Raw genomic sequence first — 15,312 nt, 5'->3', positions numbered from 1 at the left:
GCGGTTCCGCGGCGCGGCGCACAGCGCGGACCCGGGGCAGCTGCTCGCCGCGGTGCTCACGGCGCTGGACCAGCAGGGCTCGACCCGCTCGATCCACCCGGCCGACACCATGGGCAAGCTGGCGCTCGTCGCGGAGACCTCGGCGCGGCTGCTGGACGCGGTCGGCTGGTGGGTGTCCTACGTGCCGCCCGGCTCGCATCTGATGCGCACCGCGCAGCACGCCGTCTACCGGATGACCAGCGGGCCGAGCAGCCGCCGGGCGGAGACCCAGCGGGCCCAGATCGAGGCCCCGGACGCGGTGTTCGACCTGCGGCACTACCCGATGACCCGGGGGGCGGTGCACGGCGGCGCGTTCGCGCTGCGCGCGGGCGCGGCGGGGAACGACCCGTCGGAGGAGGCCGTGCTGGTGGTCAGCGGCTACCGGGGGATGGTCGCGGCGGGCGGGCAGAACGCGGCGGGCGGCTGGCTGGTGGAGCTGTTCGCGGACGATGCCACGCTGCCGCTCGGGCAGGCGGCCACCGCGATGCGGGCGCTGGTGGCGGTGGCCCTGGCGGGCCCGGCCTCGCCGCCGTCGGGCTGAGGCCGCCACCCGGGGGCGCGGGGCTGGGGCGCGGCGCGGAGTGCGGGTGCGGGAGCCGGTTGTGCCGGTTCGGTGACCGGTGTGTTTCGAGCGGGTCGCGGTCCGGTGCAGGGGTGGTCGCAGGGCTGGGCGGGGTGGCGTGGCCGTGGGATGGTGTCCGCGGTCGGCGGCCATGGTGGCCGGGCCGGATCGGGGGTCGAAGTCCATGCGTACTCGTATGACAAGCCTGGTGGTGTCCGCGGTGCTGGCCCTCGGCGGCGCCGCGCTCGCGGCCGCGCCGGCCGCCCAGGCCGCGCCCCGCGCCGCCGCGGTGGCCACCGTCGCGGCTGGACCGGCTGTCGCGGGCGGAACCGTCCAGGCCGCCCCGGCGGCCGCGGTGACCGCCGACCGGCACGGCGCCGCCCAGCTGGCCGCGTCCAAGGACAAGGCCAAGAAAAAGAAGAAGAAGGGCTTCAGCAAGATCATCGGTGCGGTGATCGGCATCGTGGTCGTGCTGGTGGTTATCGCCGTGATCATCGCGGTGGTCGTGATGCTCCGCCGCCGCAACCGGGGCTAGGGCGTTTCGGGCACGGCTCAGGCCGGCGAGGCACCGAGCGTGCGCAGGACCGCCTCCACCAGGCGGTCCGCGTACGCGTGGTCGAGCGGGCCGAGGCCGTGCAGCCAGCGGTAGTACACCGGGCCGTAGAGCAGTTCGACGGCGAGGTCGAGGTCGGCGTCCTCGTCGAGGTGGCCGGCCGCGCGGGCGCTGCGCAGGCGGTCGCGGGTGACCTCCAGCAGCGGGTCCAGCAGCCGCTCGCGGTACTCGCGGAGCAGGGCGGGGTCGTTGAGGACCTCGGCGGTGAGGCCGCGGCCGGTGCGGTCGAAGGCGGGGTCGGCCAGCTCGTCGACGGTGGGGCGCAGGACGGCCCGCAGGTCCGCGGCGAGGTCGCCGGTGTCCGGGAGGGCGAGGCTGCCGCCGGAGGCCTTCTCGTTTGCGGCCAGGAAGGCGTCGAAGACCACCGCGCCCTTGGAGGGCCACCAGCGGTAGATGGTCTGCTTGCCGACCCCGGCCCGGGCGGCGATCCGCTCGATGGTGAGCTTGGCGAAGCCGAGCTCGGCGACCAGCTCGGCGGCGGCCGTGAGGATCGCGGCGCGGCTCTGCTCGCTGCGGCGGCTGGGGTCGGGTGCGGTGTGGCGCGGCATGGCCTCATCGTACCGGAATGACGAGACGGTTCGTATCGTCTTGACCGGCGACAGTGGATGGGCCATGCTGAGTGAGCGCCAACGAGACGAACCGTCTCGCCTTGACGGTGGATCAGCCCGTTCCGCCCGTCCGGCCCGTCGACCCCGGAGGTCCTGATGACCCGCACGACCCGCACGACCCGCCCCGCGCACATCGCCATGGTCTCGATCCCCGCCCACGGCCACGTCAACCCGAGCCTCGCGGTGATCGCCGAGCTCGTCGCCCGCGGCCACCGGGTGAGCTACGTCAACGACCCCTCGTTCGCCGCGACCGTCGAGAAGGCAGGCGCGAAGGCCGTCCCGTACACCTCGGTGCTGCCGCTGGCCGACGACCCGGGCGGCTGGCCGGACGACCCGGTGGCGATCCAGGACCTCTTCCTGGACGACGCCCTCGCGATGACCCCGGCGGTGCAGGGGCTCTTCGCCGAGGACCGGCCCGACCTCCTCCTCTACGACATCGGCGGCTTCGCCGGCCGGGCCGTCGCCGAGGCGCACGCAGTGCCCGCCGTCCAGCTCTCACCGACCTTCGTCGCCTGGGAGGGGTTCGAGGAGGAGATGGCCGGGATGTACGAGGCGCTCCGCAACGGACCGGGCGGGCCGGAGCACTACCGGCGGTTCGGTGGCTGGCTGGCCGACACCGGTGCCGTCGTCCGCGACGTGGAGGCGTTCAAGGGCGTCCCGGACCGGTCGGTCGTCCTCGTCCCGCGGGCCCTGCAGCCCCGCGCCGACCGGGTCGACCCGCAGCGGTACACCTTCGTCGGGCCGTGCGCCGGGGACCGCTCGCACCAGGGCTCCTGGGAGCGTCCGGCCGGGGCCGAACGGGTCCTGCTGGTCTCGCTCGGTTCGGCGTTCACCCGGCAGCCGGCGTTCTACCGGGAGTGCGTGCGGGCCTTCGCCGACCTGCCCGGCTGGCACGTCGTGCTGCAGATCGGCCGGCACACCGACCCGGCCGAACTGGGCGAGGTGCCGGCCGGCGTCGAGGTGCACCCCTGGGTGCCGCAGGCCTCGGTGCTGGCGCAGGCGGACGCCTTCGTCACCCACGCCGGCATGGGCGGGGCGAGCGAGGGGCTCCAGGCCGGCCTGCCGATGATCGCGGTGCCGCAGGCCGTCGACCAGTTCGCCAACGCCGACCGGCTGGTGGAGCTGGGCGTCGCCCGTCGCCTGGACACCGAGGAGGCCACCGCGGCCGCGCTGCGGGCCGCCCTGCTGGAGCTGGTCGGCGACCCGGAGGTGGCCCGGCGGCTCGACGCGCTCCGGGCCGAGGCGCTGGCGGAGGGCGGCACGGCCCGCGCGGCCGACCTGATCGAGGCTCAGCTGGCCTGAGGCGCCGCGGTGAGCGCCTCGTCGAGCCGGGCCGCGAACGCCCGGGGGTGGGTCAGGTTGCCGTTGTGGCCGCCGGGGAGGTGCAGGAGCCCCGTGCCGAGCCGCTCGGCCAGCACCTCGGCGCAGCGGTAGCTGTAGACCGTCGGGTCGGTGGTCAGGCCGATGGCGGGGACCACCCGGGTCGGCCCGGCGGCGAGCGCCCCGGCCTCGGCGAGGCCGAAGGTGCTGCGGCGCAGGGTGGTCAGGTCGTGGGCGAGGAAGGAGGCGAAGTTCGCCTCGCGCTCCGGGCCGAACGGCGCCGGGCGGACCTCGGGCTCGCGCTCCTGGCGGGCCGGGTCGATCCCGGTGGCCGCCATCACCCCGCGCAGTGCGGCCTGCCAGCCGTCCCGGTGGAACACCTCCTGGATCCCGGCCAGCGCGGTCAGCGTCCCGGCGCACTCCTCGGTCGGCAGCAGCCGCGGCGCGGCGGGCTCGTGGGCGATCAGGGTGTCCAGCTGACCGGGGTGGTCGTGGGCGAGCTGGAGGCCGATCAGCGCGCCGAGGCTGCAGCCGAGCATCAGGGCGGGCCGGTCGGTGAGGGCGGCGAGCAGCCGGTGGACGTCGTCGGCGTGCTCCTCGACGGTCGGGGTGGTGCCCGGCCGGTCGAGCGGGCTGCGGGAGAGGCCGCGCCGGTCGTACGTCACCACCGTGTACCGGTCGACGAGCCGGGCCACCAGGTCGGCGCTGCGGTCGGCGTCGCCCTCGCCGCTCTGGGCGATCAGCAGGACCGGGCCGCCGCCCTGGACCTGGTGGTGGATGCGGGCGCCGGCGGTGTCGAGCAGTGCGGTGGTCATGGCGTGGTCCCCTCCCGGGGCGGCCGGGCGGCCGCCGTTGACTCCACGTTAGAACATCTTTTTCGATGCATCAAGATAGATGCATTATTTTTGATGCATCTCTTCTGATGTACCTTGGGTCCATGAACGGAGTCGAACTGCTGCTGCTCGGCCGGACCTTGGCGAAGATCGGTGAGGAGGCCGTCCCCACGGCGGGGGTCGCGGGGCGGGCCACCGGCGTCAAGGCGGTCGTCGTGGTGATGAGCGACATCTACGAGCACCCGGGCAGCGCGGTCGGCGAGATCGCCGCGCGGACCGGTCTGCCGCAGAGTCAGGTGTCCGCGGCCGTCGCGCGGTTGCGGGAGGCCGGGTCGATCGTCACCGAGGCCGACCCCCGGGACCGTCGGCGGCTGCTCGCCCGGCAGGCGCCCGAGATCTCCGCCCGCCGGGCCGAGGTGGCCGCCGCGCCGATCGACGGCGCGCTGGCCCGGGCGCTGGGCACCGACGACCCGGCGGAGCTCGCCGAGGTGCTGGCCGCGCTGGAGGTGCTCGCCCGGCGGCTCACCCCCGCCTCGCTGCGCCGGCTGAAGGCCGAGCGGGCTGAGGGCTGAGCGGTCGGGCCGGGGGGCTCAGCCCTCGATGCGGTCCGGGCGGGTGTAGACGTTCGCGCCCTCGCCGCGCAGGAAGCCGACCAGGGTCAGGCCCAGCTCCTCGGCGAGGTCCACCGCCAGCGAGGACGGCGCCGAGACGGCCGCCAGCAGCGGCACGCCCGCCAGCGCGGCCTTCTGGGTGAGCTCGAAGGACGCCCGGCCGCTGACCAGCAGGACGTGCCCGGCCAGCGGCAGCCGGCCCTCGCGCAGGGCCCAGCCGACCACCTTGTCCACCGCGTTGTGGCGGCCGACGTCCTCGCGGGCGCAGAGCAGCTCGCCGCTCGCCGCGTCGAACAGCCCGGCCGCGTGCAGGCCGCCGGTGGACTCGAAGGTCCGCTGCACCTCGCGCAGCCGGTCCGGCAGCCCGTACAGCAGCCGCGGCGGCACGGTCAGCCGGTCCGCCGCGACCGGCCAGCGGACGTGGGTGCGCACGGCGTCCACGGTGTCCCGGCCGCAGAGGCCGCAGGCGCTGGTGGTGAGCAGGTTGCGGTGCGCCGAGAGCGGCAGCGCGCCGGGGCCGCGCAGCGTCGCGTCCACCACGTTGTAGGTGTTGGCGCCGTCCTCGTCCGTGCCCGCGCAGTAGCGCAGGGCCGCCAGGTCGTCGGCCGCGTGCACCAGCCCCTCGCCGACCAGGAACCCCGCGACCAGGTCGAAGTCCTGCCCGGGGGTGCGCATGGTGACGGTCAGCGGCTCGCCGCCGACCCGGATCTCCAGCGGCTCCTCCGCCGCCAGGGCGTCCGGGCGCGCACTGCGCGCATCCCCCCGCAGCCGCACCACCCGCCGCCGCGCCGTCGCCCGCGTCATCGGTCCTCCACCGTCGATCCGTCCGTCCGGCCTCCAGCCTGCGGCATCGGGAGGGGCTCGCGAAATCCGTCCGGCTGACCTCGTGCCTCCCAAAGGCGCACTGGCGGTTGTCATATCTCCATTCACCTGATGTGATGGTGTATATGGATATGCACAGTGCTGTGGCCCCCGACGCGCCGCTCGTCCAGGTCGGCAAGGCCGACGTCAGTGCCGAGGACGTGCTGGCCGTCGCCCGGGGCAACGCCCGGGTCGAGATCGGTCCCGACGCGCTCGCCGAGATGGCGACCGCCCGCGCCCGGATCGACGCCCTCGCGGCCGAGCCGCGCCCCGTCTACGGCGTCTCCACCGGCTTCGGTGCGCTCGCCGTGCGGCACATCAGCCCCGAGCTGCGCGCCCAGCTGCAGCGCTCGCTGGTGCGCTCGCACGCCGCCGGGATGGGCCCGGCGGTGGAGCGCGAGGTGGTTCGCGCGCTGGTCTTCCTGCGGATGAAGACGCTGGCCTCCGGCCGGACGGGCGTGCGCCCGCTGGTCGCGCAGACCATGGCCGCGATCCTCAACGCGAACATCACCCCGGTGGTCCGCGAGTTCGGCTCGCTCGGCTGCTCCGGCGACCTCGCGCCGCTGTCGCACTGCGCCCTGGTGCTGATGGGCGAGGGCGTGGCGACCGGCGCCGACGGCGTCGAGAAGCCGGCCGGCGAGCTGCTCGCCGCGGCCGGCATCGAGCCGGTCGAGCTGCTGGAGAAGGAGGGCCTGGCCCTCATCAACGGCACCGACGGCATGCTCGGCATGCTGGTGATGGCCATCGCCGACCTGCAGCGCCTGTTCACCACCGCCGACATCACCGCCGCGATGACCCTGGAGGCGCTGCTCGGCACCGACAAGGTGCTCGCCCCCGAGCTGCACGCCCCGATCCGCCCGCACCCGGGTCAGGCGCTGTCCGCCGCCAACATGCTGGCCGTCCTCAAGGGCTCCGGCCTGACCGGCCACCACCAGGACGACGCCCCGCGCGTCCAGGACGCCTACTCGATCCGCTGCGCCCCGCAGGTGGCCGGCGCCGGCCGCGACACCGTCGAGCACGCCCGGCTGGTCGCGTCCCGCGAGCTGGCCGCCTCGGTCGACAACCCGGTGGTGCTGCCGGACGGCCGGGTGGAGTCCAACGGCAACTTCCACGGCGCCCCGGTCGCGTACGTGCTGGACTTCCTCGCCATCGCCACCGCCGACCTCGGCTCGATCTCCGAGCGCCGCACCGACCGGCTGCTCGACAAGGCCCGCTCGCACGGCCTGCCGGCCTTCCTGGCCGACGACCCGGGCGTGGACTCCGGCCTGATGATCGCCCAGTACACCCAGGCGGCGCTGGTCAGCGAGAACAAGCGGCTCGCGGTGCCGGCCTCGGTCGACTCGATCCCGTCCTCCGCGATGCAGGAGGACCACGTCTCGATGGGCTGGTCCGCCGCCCGCAAGCTGCGCCAGGCGGTCGACAACCTCGGCCGGATCCTCGCCGTCGAGCTGACCGCCGCCGCCCGCGCGCTGGAGATCCGTCAGCAGGCCGACGCCAGCGGCACGGTCGCGCCGGCCACCGCCGCCGCGATGGCCGCCGCCCGCGAGGCCGGGGTCGGCGGCGCCGGCCGCGACCGCTTCCTCTCGCCGGACCTGGAGGCCGCCGCCGCGTTGGTCGCCTCCGGCGAGCTGGTGCGGGCCGTCGAGAAGGTCACCGGGCCGCTCGCCTGAGCCCCGCCGTTCCCGGGGCGGGTGGGCTCAGTCCCACTCGCCCCGGGACCGCTCGGTGCGCCGCTCGTCGCGGCGGTCGCCCAGCGCGGCCGCCACGTTGACCCCGACGATGCCGGCCCAGCAGACCATCAGCCCGAGGATGCCGTTGGACGTGGCGCCGGTCGCGATGCCGGTCAGCGGGATGCCGAGGACCAGCGAGACCATCGGCAGCCGCGCGTTGGGGCGGCCGCCCCGGCGCCGGTAGGCGTATCCGGCGGGCCCCTGCCCGGGGTCGTCGAGCCGCTCGGCGACCCGGCGCTCCACCCGGGCGTCGAGGCGGGCGTCCAGTCGGGCCAGGAACGAGTCGACGATCTCCGACTCGTATTCCTTGCCGAGCTCCTTGCGGGTCTGCACCGCCGCTTCGAGGTCGCGGCGCAGGTCGTCCTGGCGAGTGTCCATGGCGACCAGCGTGCCCCCTCCGGCGGCGGCCGGTCCACCGGTCGGCGGTCGGCTCAGGGGAAAGTCAGGGTCACCCCGAGGGCCCGTCCCACCGATCGGGACGTCTCACCGGGCGTCCCGGCGTACGAGACGTCTTTGCCAGCGCCACCGGACTGCTGCACAGTCGTCGTCCGAACAGCTCGCACCCGGAGGTACCGCTGATGACCGCCACCGACGAATCCGGCATCGACGAGTCCGGCACCGTCGGACCCTCCGCCCGGCTGCTGCAGCTGTTCGAAGGCCACCGGCTGACGCCGACCCAGCGGCGGATCGCCCACTCGCTGGTGCGGCACGCCACCGAGGCGCCGTTCCTCTCCAGCGTGGAGGTCGCCGAACTCGCGGGCGTCAGCCAGCCGTCCGTCACCCGCTTCGCGGTGGCTCTCGGCTACGACGGCTACCCGGCGCTGCGCAAGCAGCTGCGGGAGCTCGGCGCCGGGGAGCCGGCCGCGCCGGAGACCCCGGACGACGCGGTGCGCAACGAGCACCAGCAGGCCGTGCTCGCCGAGATCGCGCACCTGCGCCACCTCGCCGACCTGCTCGCCGACCCGGAGCCGATCCTCCGGGCCGCCCGGCTGCTGGCCGCCTCCCGCCCGCTGCCGGTGCTCGGCCTGCGGGCCGCCTCCGCGCAGGCCCGCGGCTTCGCCTACTTCGCGGCCAAGGTGCACCCGGACATCCGGCTGCTCGACGAGGGCGGCAGCATGCTCGCCGACCGCCTGGAGCAGGCCGCCGCCGCGGGGGCCAGTGCGCTGCTCTGCTTCGCGCTGCCGCGCTACCCGCGTGAGCTGATGGACGCCCTGACGGTGGCCCGGGAGTGCGGGCTGACGATCCTGACCGTCGCCGACAGCGCCTTCGCCCCGGTGGCCAAGCTCTCCGACCTGCTGCTGCCGGCCGCGGTCGGCACCGGGCTGGTCTTCGACACCGCCTGTGCGCCGATGATGCTCGGCCGGGTGCTGCTGCAGGCCATGTGCGACGAACTGCCCGGTGCGGAGGCCAGGTTGGAGTCCATCGAGCAGTCGGCGACGGCCCGCGGGCTGTTCCTGGAGTAGCCGCCGGAGTGCCGGGTCGGAGTGCCGGGTCGGAGTGGTCAGGCCGCCAGGGCGGCCTGGATCCGGGCCAGGGTGGCCCGCATGCCGGCCCGGTTGACCTTGACCCGCAGCTCCGGGTTGGTCCCGGCGAAGACCGTCCCGAGCACCTCGGTCAGCCCGGAGGCGCGCCCGGTCCGCAGGTCCCGCCAGTACTCGGTGACGGTCGTGCCGCCGCCCTCGGCCGGCTCGAAGCGGTAGCCCCACTGCGCCACCGGCAGCCCGAAGGTGTCGACCCGGAAGGCGAACTCGCGCCCCGGGTCGGCGTCCGTCACCCGGCAGGTGGTGAACCAGAAGAACAGCCCCCGGCGGTTGAACCCCACGAACCGGGCCCCCACCCCGAGCGGTCCGCGGCGCGCCCACACGGCCCGGCACTCCGGACTCCACTCGCCCATCCGGCGGACGTCGGCGACGGCGCGGTACGCGGCCGCCGGCCCGGCCTTCACCGAGACGCTCTCCTCGACGCTCCACTCGCGGCTCATCCGGGCCCCTCCCCGTTCGACGGCGTCGGTACTGACGCAGGTTCTCACAGCCTGCAGTGACCGTACCGTCACGTTGGCGATCCGCCCAGAGGGGGAATCCTCCTTGTACTAGGGGGTGGCCGCCATGCGCGTGATCCACGAGATGAAGTTCGTCGGCCGGCTCGCCTCCGGAGCCGACGAGTGGTCCTGCCCGACCTGCGGACGCCGCGTCACCCTGCGCCGTCTGCCCGATCCCGAGCTGATCGTCCTCGACCCGGGCGACGAGAGCGCCGTCCACGTCGGGGTCATCGAACCCGACGTCCACGCCGCCTCGACCGCCGAGCGCTACGGGCTCGGCCCCGTCCAGGAGATCCCCCGCCCTCCCCGGCCCGCGGCCCAGGCCGGCCCCGACGCCGACGACCGCCGCTGGCTCGCCGAGATCGGCATCGACTGGGACGGCGGCGCGGCCGCCTGAGGGCCGCCCCTGCCTCCGGCCGCTCCCCGCAGCTCCCCGGGGCTGGGCCGAGTGGTTGGTGTTCGCCGGGTTCGCGGTTGCGGTCGGAGGCCGGCCGGCCGGGCGCTGATCGGATGGGCCAAGGTCTGGCCGACGACTGAATGATTGGATATATTCAGTCTCGGAAAGTCTGAATGAATTCATCCGCAGGAAGGCCGGGAACATGGTGCAGCAGCAGACGAGCGGACCGCGCGAGGTGCGTGCGGCGCGTGGCACGGCGCTGACGACGCAGGGCTGGCAGCAGGAGGCCGCCCTGCGGATGCTGATGAACAACCTCGACCCGGAGGTCGCCGAGCACCCGTCGAAGCTCGTCGTCTACGGAGGCACCGGCAAGGCGGCCCGGGACTGGCGCTCGTTCGACGCCATGGTGCGGACCCTGGAGACGCTCAAGCGCGACGAGACCATGCTGGTCCAGTCCGGCCGGCCGGTCGGCGTCATGCAGACCCACGAGTGGGCGCCGCGGGTGCTGATCGCCAACTCCAACCTGGTCGGCGACTGGGCCAACTGGGAGGAGTTCCGCCGACTGGAGAGCCTCGGGCTCACCATGTACGGGCAGATGACCGCCGGCTCCTGGATCTACATCGGCACCCAGGGCATCCTCCAGGGCACCTACGAGACCTTCGCGGCCGTCGCCAACAAGCGCTTCGAGGGCACCCTGGCCGGGACGATCACGCTCACCGCCGGGCTCGGCGGCATGGGCGGCGCCCAGCCGCTGGCCGTCACCATGAACGGCGGCGTGGCGATCTGCATCGACTGCGACCCGTCCCGGATCTCCCGCCGGATCGAGCACCGCTACCTGGACGTCGAGGCCAAGAACCTCGCCCACGCGCTGGAGCTGGCCACCGCCGCCCGCGACAAGAGGCAGCCGCTCTCCATCGGCCTGCTGGGCAACGCCGCCGAGCTGTTCCCGCAGCTGCTCGCGATGGACGCCCCGATCGACATCGTCACCGACCAGACCAGCGCCCACGACCCGCTGAGCTACCTGCCGATCGGCGTCTCCTTCGACGACATGGCCACCTACGCGGCCGAGAAGCCCGCCGAGTTCACCGAGCGCTCGCGCGAGTCGATGGCCCGGCACGTCGAGGCCATGGTCGGCTTCATGGACGCCGGCGCCGAGGTGTTCGACTACGGCAACTCGATCCGCGGCGAGGCCCAGCTGGCCGGCTACGACCGCGCCTTCGCCTTCCCCGGGTTCGTCCCCGCCTACATCCGGCCGCTGTTCTGCGAGGGCAAGGGCCCGTTCCGCTGGGCCGCGCTCTCCGGCGACCCGCAGGACATCGCCAAGACCGACAAGGCCGTGCTCGACCTCTTCCCGGAGAACGAGTCGCTGCACCGCTGGATCAAGATGGCCCAGGAGAAGGTGCACTTCCAGGGCCTGCCGGCGCGGATCTGCTGGCTCGGCTACGGCGAGCGCGACAAGGCCGGCGAGCGCTTCAACGACATGGTCGCCTCCGGCGAGCTGTCCGCGCCGATCGTCATCGGCCGCGACCACCTGGACTGCGGCTCGGTCGCCTCCCCCTACCGGGAGACCGAGGCGATGCTGGACGGCTCCGACGCGATCGCCGACTGGCCGCTCATCAACGCCATGGTCAACGTCGCCTCCGGCGCCTCCTGGGTCTCCATCCACCACGGCGGCGGCGTCGGCATCGGCCGCTCGATCCACGCCGGCCAGGTCACCGTCGCCGACGGCACGCCGCTGGCGGGCGAGAAGATCCGCCGGGTGCTCACCAACGACCCGGGCATGGGCGTGATCCGGCACGTGGACGCCGGCTACGACCGGGCCGACGAGGTCGCCGCCGAGCGCGGTGTGCGCATCCCGATGGGTGAGCTGTGACCTTCCACGAGATGTGGGCGGAGCTGCTCCCGGTGGGCCGCTCCGCCTCCTCCGGCGGCTACCGCCGGTTCGCCTGGAACTCCGCCGACGCCGAGTGCCGCGCCTGGTTCAAGGAGCAGGCGCTGGGACGCGGTCTGACCTACGAGCTCGACCGCAACGGCAACCAGTGGGCCTGGCTGGGCGACCCGCAGGGCGAGGGCGCGATCGTCACCGGCTCGCACCTGGACTCCGTACCCGACGGCGGCGCCTTCGACGGCCCGCTCGGCGTGGTCTCCTCCTTCGCGGCGCTCGACGAGCTCCGCGCGCGGGGGGCCGCGTTCGAGCGGCCGCTGGCCATCGTCAACTTCGGCGACGAGGAGGGCGCCCGGTTCGGCGTGGCCTGCATCGGATCCCGGCTCTCCGCCGGGGTCCTGGGCCGCGAGCAGGCCTACGAGCTGCGCGACGCGGACGGCGTCCGGCTGCCCGACGCGATGGAGAAGGCCGGCTACGACCCGGCCGGCATCGGCGCGGACGGCGACCGGCTGGCCCGGATCGGCGCCTTCGTCGAACTCCACGTCGAGCAGGGCCGCTACCTCGGCGAGGACCAGCCGGTCGGCGTGGCCAGCGCGATCTGGCCGCACGGCCGCTGGCGGTTCGACTTCCACGGCGAGGCCAACCACGCCGGCACCACCCGGATCGAGGACCGCCGCGACCCGATGCTCACCTACGCCAACACCGTGCTCGCCGCACGGAAGAAGGCGAGGCTCGCGGGCGCCCTGGCCACCTTCGGCAAGGTCGCGGTCGAGCCCAACGGCACCAACGCGATCGCCTCCCTGGTCCGCGGCTGGCTGGACTCCCGGGCCGCCGACGAGCGCACGCTCACCGCGCTGGTCGAGGAGATCGAGCACGCCGCCGCCGAACGCGGCGAACGCGACGGCGTCCGGGTCGAGCTGACCCGCGAGTCCTACACCCCCGTGGTGGACTTCGACGGGCCGCTGCGCGACCGCCTCGCCAAGACGCTCGGCGGGGTCCCGGTCCTGCCGACCGGCGCGGGACACGACGCCGGAATCCTGGCATCGGCCATTCCGACCGCCATGCTGTTCGTACGAAACCCGAGCGGCGTCTCGCACTCCCCGACGGAGCACGCCGAGGAGGCCGACTGCCTCGCCGGGGTCGCCGCCCTGGCCGACGTACTGGAGGACCTGGCGTGTCAGTGACCTACTGGGCGCAGTACGCCTGGCTCCCGCACGTCAACGGGCCGGTGGTGGAGCAGGACGTCCTGATCACCACCGGGGCCGGCGGCCGGATCGCCAGGGTGACGCCGGACAGCGGGCCCTGCCCGCCCGGCGCCGTCCGGCTGGAGGGCCTGCTGCTGCCGGGCCAGGCGAACGCGCACTCGCACGCCTTCCACCGGGCGCTGCGCGGCAACGTCCAGGTCGGCTCCGGCACCTTCTGGACCTGGCGCGACACCATGTACCGGTTCGCCGGCGCGCTCGACCCGGACGGCTACCTGGCGCTCGCCACCGCCGTCTACGCCGAGATGGCGCTCGCCGGGATCACCGCGGTGGGGGAGTTCCACTACCTGCACCACGCACCCGGCGGCGTCCGGTACGACGACCCCAACGCGATGGGCGAGGCGCTGATCGAGGCCGCCGCCCGGGCCGGCATCCGGATCACCCTGCTGGACACCTGCTACCTGTCCTCGGGCTTCGGCGCCGAACCGACCAAGCCGCAGCTGCGGTTCGGCGACGGCGACGCAGACGCCTGGGCCGAGCGGGCGAGCGCGCTGAAGGCCCGCGACCACGCCCGGATCGGCGCCGCCGTCCACTCGGTGCGGGCCGTCCCGGCCGAGCAGATCGGCACCGTCGCGCAGTGGGCGGCGGAGCGCGAGGCGCCGCTGCACGTCCACCTCTCGGAGCAGACCGCCGAGAACGACGCCTGCCTCGCCGCGCACGGTGTCACCCCGACCCGACTGCTCGCCGACCACGGCGCGCTCGGGCCGCGCACCTCCGCCGTGCACGCCACCCACCTCACCGAGGAGGACGTCAAGCTCCTGACCGACTCCTCGACCACCATCTGCATGTGCCCCACCACCGAGCGGGACCTCGCGGACGGCATCGGTCCGGCCCGCCAACTGGCCTCGGCCGGCTGCCCGGTCACCCTCGGCAGCGACAGCCACGCGGTCATCGACCCGTTCGAGGAGGCCCGGGCGCTGGAGCTGAACGAGCGGCTGCGCACCCGCACCCGCGGCCACTGGACGGCCAACTCGCTGCTGCGGGCGGGCACCGAGGACGGGCACGCCTCGCTCGGCTGGCCGGAGGCCGGGCGGATCGAGGCCGGCTCGCTGGCCGACTTCACCGTGATCGCGCTGGACTCGGTGCGCACCGCCGGGCCGCCCGCCCGGCTCGGCGCCGAGATCGCGGTGTACGCCGCCTCGGCCGCCGACGTCCGGCACCTGGTGGTCGGCGGCCGGCACGTCGTCCGGGACGGTGTGCACCAGCTGGTGCCGGACGTCCCCGGCGCGCTGCGCGCCTCGATCGACGCACCCAGCTGCTGAGACACCCCCCAACCCCCGGGGGCGGGGCGGGGGCCGACCCCGCCCCGCCCCCGGGCCAAGTGTGAAAGGCCCGACGTGAGCACCCCGAGCACCTCGAAGAACCAGGGCATGCCGAGCACCCTGATCACCGGCATCGGCAGCCTGGTCACCAACGACCCCACGCACGGGACCGGGCCGCTCGGCCTGCTCACCGACGCGGCCGTGGTGGTGGACGGCGGCACCGTCGCCTGGGTCGGCCCGGCCGCCGAGGCGCCCGCCGCCGACGAGCGGTTCGACGCCGCCGGGCGGGCGCTGCTGCCCGGCTTCGTCGACTCGCACGCCCACCTGGTGTTCGCGGGCGACCGCACCGCCGAGTTCAACGCCCGGATGTCCGGCCAGGCCTACACCGCCGGCGGCATCCGCACCACGGTGGCCGCCACCCGCGCCGCCACCGACGCCGAACTGGACGCCAACCTGGCCCGGTTCGTCCGCGAGGCACTGCGCCAGGGCACCACCACCATCGAGTGCAAGTCCGGCTACGGCCTGACCGTGGTGGACGAGGCCCGGGCCCTGCGGATCGCCTCCTCGTACACCCCCGAGACCACCTACCTCGGCGCCCACGTGGTCGCCCCCGAGTACGCCGAGGACCCGGCCGGGTACGTCGACCTGGTCACCGGCGACATGCTGGACGCCTGCGCGCCCTACGCCCGCTGGGTGGACGTGTTCTGCGAGAACGGCGCCTTCGACGGCGACCAGGCCCGGGCGATCCTCACCGCCGGCGTCGAGCGCGGCCTGACCCCCCGGGTGCACGCCAACCAGCTCTCCTACGGCCCGGGCGTGCAGCTCGCCGTGGAGCTGGGCGCCGCCTCCGCCGACCACTGCACCCACCTCACCGACGAGGACGTGGCCGCACTGGCCGGCTCGGCCACCGTGGCGACCCTGCTGCCCGGCGCCGAGTTCTCCACCCGCGCCCCCTACCCGGACGCGCGCCGGCTGCTCGACGCGGGCGCCGTCGTCGCGCTGTCCACCGACTGCAACCCGGGCTCCAGCTTCACCAGCTCGATGGCGTTCTGCATCGCGGTCGCCGTCCGGGAGATGGGCATGACCCCGGACGAGGCCGTGCACGCCGCCACCGCCGGCGGCGCCCACGCGCTGCGCCGCGGCGACGTCGGCACCGTCGCGGTGGGCGCCCGGGCGGACCTGCTGCTGCTGGACGCCCCCTCGCACGTCCACCTGGCCTACCGCCCGGGCGTCCCGCTGACCGCCGCCGTCTGGCGGGCGGGCGTCAGGGAGGTCTGAGCCCCGCCCGCTC

15 protein-coding genes are annotated in these 15,312 nt (G+C 74.7%); 10 read left to right on the top strand and 5 right to left on the bottom strand.

The window, feature by feature from the left end; translation table 11 throughout:
- Positions 1–797 precede the first annotated feature (797 nt).
- Complete coding sequence (locus tag ACIGZJ_RS29250) at positions 798–1,136, top strand: hypothetical protein (protein ID WP_396460064.1); 339 nt, start codon at positions 798–800, stop codon at positions 1,134–1,136.
- Between the two features lie 17 nt (positions 1,137–1,153).
- Here ACIGZJ_RS29250 and ACIGZJ_RS29245 read toward each other — a convergent pair whose 3' ends face one another.
- Positions 1,154–1,762, bottom strand: a complete 609-nt coding sequence (locus ACIGZJ_RS29245; protein ID WP_396460063.1) for a TetR/AcrR family transcriptional regulator — start codon at positions 1,760–1,762, stop codon at positions 1,154–1,156.
- 156 nt (positions 1,763–1,918) lie between these two features.
- Here ACIGZJ_RS29245 and ACIGZJ_RS29240 point away from each other — a divergent pair, with 156 nt between their 5' ends.
- Complete coding sequence (locus ACIGZJ_RS29240; RefSeq protein WP_396460062.1) at positions 1,919–3,124, top strand: macrolide family glycosyltransferase; 1,206 nt, start codon at positions 1,919–1,921, stop codon at positions 3,122–3,124.
- On the opposite strand, the gene ACIGZJ_RS29235 is transcribed toward ACIGZJ_RS29240, so the two are convergent.
- Entirely contained in the window at positions 3,112–3,957 is an 846-nt protein-coding gene (locus ACIGZJ_RS29235) for an alpha/beta fold hydrolase (RefSeq protein WP_396460061.1), read from the bottom strand. The two genes, ACIGZJ_RS29240 and ACIGZJ_RS29235, sit on opposite strands and share 13 nt — an antisense overlap.
- A gap of 122 nt (positions 3,958–4,079) precedes the next feature.
- On the opposite strand from ACIGZJ_RS29235, the gene ACIGZJ_RS29230 reads away from it, so the two are divergent.
- On the top strand, positions 4,080–4,547 hold the full coding sequence (locus ACIGZJ_RS29230; RefSeq protein WP_396460060.1) for a MarR family winged helix-turn-helix transcriptional regulator: 468 nt from the start codon (positions 4,080–4,082) through the stop codon (positions 4,545–4,547).
- 18 nt (positions 4,548–4,565) lie between these two features.
- On the opposite strand, the gene fdhD is transcribed toward ACIGZJ_RS29230, so the two are convergent.
- Positions 4,566–5,390, bottom strand: coding sequence for a formate dehydrogenase accessory sulfurtransferase FdhD (gene fdhD, locus ACIGZJ_RS29225; protein ID WP_396460059.1), 825 nt, complete (start codon positions 5,388–5,390; stop codon positions 4,566–4,568).
- A 143-nt stretch (positions 5,391–5,533) separates the two neighbouring features.
- On the opposite strand from fdhD, the gene hutH reads away from it, so the two are divergent.
- Entirely contained in the window at positions 5,534–7,117 is a 1,584-nt protein-coding gene (gene hutH, locus ACIGZJ_RS29220) for a histidine ammonia-lyase (protein WP_396460058.1), read from the top strand.
- 27 nt (positions 7,118–7,144) lie between these two features.
- Here hutH and ACIGZJ_RS29215 read toward each other — a convergent pair whose 3' ends face one another.
- Positions 7,145–7,555, bottom strand: coding sequence for a hypothetical protein (locus ACIGZJ_RS29215; RefSeq protein WP_396460057.1), 411 nt, complete (start codon positions 7,553–7,555; stop codon positions 7,145–7,147).
- Between the two features lie 200 nt (positions 7,556–7,755).
- Here ACIGZJ_RS29215 and ACIGZJ_RS29210 point away from each other — a divergent pair, with 200 nt between their 5' ends.
- Positions 7,756–8,640 (top strand): MurR/RpiR family transcriptional regulator, encoded by an 885-nt coding sequence (locus ACIGZJ_RS29210; protein WP_396460056.1) that lies wholly within the window; start codon positions 7,756–7,758, stop codon positions 8,638–8,640.
- A gap of 38 nt (positions 8,641–8,678) precedes the next feature.
- Here ACIGZJ_RS29210 and ACIGZJ_RS29205 read toward each other — a convergent pair whose 3' ends face one another.
- On the bottom strand, positions 8,679–9,158 hold the full coding sequence (locus tag ACIGZJ_RS29205) for an SRPBCC family protein (RefSeq protein WP_396460055.1): 480 nt from the start codon (positions 9,156–9,158) through the stop codon (positions 8,679–8,681).
- 124 nt (positions 9,159–9,282) lie between these two features.
- On the opposite strand from ACIGZJ_RS29205, the gene ACIGZJ_RS29200 reads away from it, so the two are divergent.
- The 5 genes from ACIGZJ_RS29200 to hutI all read left to right on the top strand — a co-directional run bounded on the left by ACIGZJ_RS29200 (position 9,283) and on the right by hutI (position 15,299).
- Positions 9,283–9,612 carry a hypothetical protein gene (locus ACIGZJ_RS29200; RefSeq protein WP_396460054.1) on the top strand — a complete coding sequence of 110 codons (330 nt, stop codon included), beginning with the start codon at positions 9,283–9,285 and terminating at the stop codon, positions 9,610–9,612.
- Between the two features lie 202 nt (positions 9,613–9,814).
- Positions 9,815–11,485 carry a urocanate hydratase gene (gene hutU / locus ACIGZJ_RS29195; protein ID WP_396460053.1) on the top strand — a complete coding sequence of 557 codons (1,671 nt, stop codon included), beginning with the start codon at positions 9,815–9,817 and terminating at the stop codon, positions 11,483–11,485.
- A gap of 11 nt (positions 11,486–11,496) precedes the next feature.
- Positions 11,497–12,681, top strand: a complete 1,185-nt coding sequence (locus ACIGZJ_RS29190) for an allantoate amidohydrolase (protein WP_396460129.1) — start codon at positions 11,497–11,499, stop codon at positions 12,679–12,681.
- On the top strand, positions 12,672–14,021 hold the full coding sequence (locus ACIGZJ_RS29185) for a formimidoylglutamate deiminase (protein WP_396460052.1): 1,350 nt from the start codon (positions 12,672–12,674) through the stop codon (positions 14,019–14,021). The genes ACIGZJ_RS29190 and ACIGZJ_RS29185 overlap by 10 nt, the downstream gene beginning before the upstream one ends.
- Positions 14,022–14,129: 108 nt before the next feature.
- The gene (gene hutI, locus ACIGZJ_RS29180; RefSeq protein WP_392939874.1) at positions 14,130–15,299 is read left to right on the top strand and encodes an imidazolonepropionase; all 1,170 of its coding nucleotides are present in this window, start codon (positions 14,130–14,132) and stop codon (positions 15,297–15,299) included.
- Positions 15,300–15,312 lie beyond the last annotated feature (13 nt).

The organism is Kitasatospora sp. NPDC052868 (genome assembly GCF_044547105.1).
GTDB lineage: Bacteria > Actinomycetota > Actinomycetes > Streptomycetales > Streptomycetaceae > Kitasatospora.
Note: the sequence above shows the minus strand (reverse complement) of the source record. Positions and strands in the feature narration are given on the sequence as shown.